This window comes from Thiohalophilus sp. (assembly GCF_031581315.1).
Taxonomy (GTDB): domain Bacteria; phylum Pseudomonadota; class Gammaproteobacteria; order UBA6429; family Thiohalophilaceae; genus Thiohalophilus.
Map to the genome: position 1 here is coordinate 1 of NZ_JAVLAZ010000169.1, position 2,288 is coordinate 2,288.

General features: G+C 61.5%; 3 protein-coding genes. 1 reads left to right on the forward strand and 2 read right to left on the reverse strand.

Annotated elements, in window-relative coordinates; translation table 11 throughout:
* Window positions 1-209, reverse strand: a 209-nt coding sequence (locus RI563_RS13230) for a laccase domain-containing protein (protein WP_310694850.1), incomplete at its 3' end; no start/stop codon positions are given.
* Entirely contained in the window at window positions 206-1,177 is a 972-nt protein-coding gene (rluD, locus tag RI563_RS13235; protein ID WP_310694851.1) for a 23S rRNA pseudouridine(1911/1915/1917) synthase RluD, read from the reverse strand. The genes RI563_RS13230 and rluD, both read right to left, overlap by 4 nt.
* Window positions 1,178-1,253: 76 nt before the next feature.
* Here rluD and RI563_RS13240 point away from each other — a divergent pair, with 76 nt between their 5' ends.
* Window positions 1,254-2,024, forward strand: coding sequence for an outer membrane protein assembly factor BamD (locus tag RI563_RS13240; protein ID WP_310694852.1), 771 nt, complete (start codon window positions 1,254-1,256; stop codon window positions 2,022-2,024).
* The last annotated feature ends 264 nt before the right edge of the window (window positions 2,025-2,288 follow it).

The following is a 2,288-nucleotide window of genomic DNA, read 5'->3' on the forward strand; positions in this document are numbered from 1 at the left end:
CCATGGACCTGTTGCAGCCAGCCCGGCTCGGCCGGCAATCCCAGTCGGGCCCGGTTGGTAGCCACCGCGGCCGGATCATCACCCACATGGGAGGCGGGATTGAGCGAATCGTAAGGCGGCGCACTCACCCCACCCTGGCGGCAGCTGGTCCCGGCCCGCACCGCTGAAGGGGCCGGCCAGTGGGGCGTGACAAAGCGTTCGCGGTTCATGAGCTCCCCTGCGCTGTCAGGTCCTGTTGCAAGGCCGCAATCAGATTGGCCATATCCGTTGGCAGCGGCTGTTCCCACTGCATCATCTCGCCGCTGAGCGGGTGTTGCAGTCCCAGTTTGCTGGCGTGCAGGGCCTGGCGCCTGAAGCCGCGCAGGGTTTCGATCAGCGCCTCGTTCGCCCCCTTGGGAAGGCGCAGGCGACCGCCGTAGGTCGGGTCGCCCACCAGCGGATGGTGAATGTGCGCCATGTGCACGCGAATCTGGTGGGTGCGCCCGGTCTCCAGGGTGGCCCGCAGCCAGGTATGGGCCCGAAAGCGCTGCGCGACCCGGTAATGGGTGATGGCCGGCTTACCGTTCTGGACGACCGCCATGCGTTTGCGCTGGGTCGGATGGCGGCCAATCGGCGCCTCCACCGTGCCCCCCGCGGTCAGGACGCCATTGGCTACCGCCTGGTATTCGCGCAGAAAACGGCGCGCCTGGAGCTGTTCCACCAGCTGTTTCTGGGATTCCAGAGTGCGGGCCACCACCAGTAACCCGGTGGTTTCCTTGTCCAGGCGATGCACGATGCCGGCGCGCGGCACATTGGCCAGGCCCGGATCGTGGTGCAACAGGGCGTTGAGCATGGTTCCCTCGGGATTGCCGGCTGCGGGGTGAACGACCAGCCCGGCCGGCTTATTCAGCACGATCAGGGCCTCGTCTTCGAACACGATATCCAGTTCGATCGGCTCGGCCTGCCATTCTCCCTGGGGCTCGTGGACCGCCTCGATCTCGATCTGCTCCCCACCGAACACCTTGTCCCGCGCCCGCATCTGGCGACCGTCGACCCGGACACACCCCTGCTTCAGCCAATGCTGCAGGCGGGAGCGGGAGTACTGGGAAAACAGCTGCGCCAGGGCCTGATCGAGCCGCTGGCCGGCCAGGCTGTCGGGGATCTCGCCACTGAGAAGTTCTGTCGATTGTGTCGTCATCGGCCTGTTTGCGGGTATAATGGCAGTCTGAAACAGGATCGTACTACAAATTCACACTCACCTTACCGGAATCATCATGCGCGCCCGTTACCTGCTTTTGCTCCTGCCCCTGCTGTTACTCTCCGGATGCGGTTCCTCGCCGGACGCCGATGATCCCACCGCGGGCATGACCGTGGAAGAATTGTACGAGGAAGCCCACAGCGAGCTGGAGAACAAAAATTACGAAAGCGCCATCAACCTGTATGAACGGCTGGAGTCACGCTTTCCCTATGGCCCCTATGCCGAGCGGGCCCAGCTGGAGATCATCTACGCCTATTACAAGTTCGGCGAAACAGAGACCGCCATCCTGTCCGCCGATCGTTTCATCAAACTGCATCCCAACCATCAACATGTGGACTACGCCTATTACATGCGCGGCCTGTCCAGCTTTCGACTGGAACCGTCCCTGCTCAACCGCTGGTTCGATCAGGACATGACCGAGCGGGATCCCCGTCCCTCACGCGAGGCGTTTCGTCATTTCGCCGAACTGGTGGAAAAATTTCCCAACAGCCAGTATACCGAAGATGCTGTTGCCCGCATGTATGCCCTGCGCGATGCGCTGGCCGAACATGAAATGCATGTGGCCCGCTATTACCTGAAACGCGACGCCCTGGTCGCGGCGGCCAACCGCGCCAAATATGTGGTGGAAAATTACCAGCAAACCTCCGAAGTCCCCGAGGCCCTGGGCATCATGGTGCACGCCTACCGGCAACTGGAAATGAACGATCTCGCCGACGATGCGCTCAAAGTGCTGAAACTGAACTACCCCAACCACGACGAAACCAAAAAGGCCAAAGCAGCGTCCTGAAAAGCGCCAACCACGAAGGCGCGAAGACACGAAGAAAAGAAATCCGCAATACTGTGATTACCGGCCGCTAGTAGCGTAGGTCACGTTGGCGATAGCCTACGTGACACAACCTCGAACCAAAGCAGGGACGCCAGGTAGCGATGCGCGCAACCTGGCCAACGACTGGCGAATCACGAAGGCGCGAAGACACGAAGTAAATTCAGCCTGAATGTCGTAGTTTGCAGGGTTAACGAGACCGGCGATATCCTCTTGTTGCGGGCCATC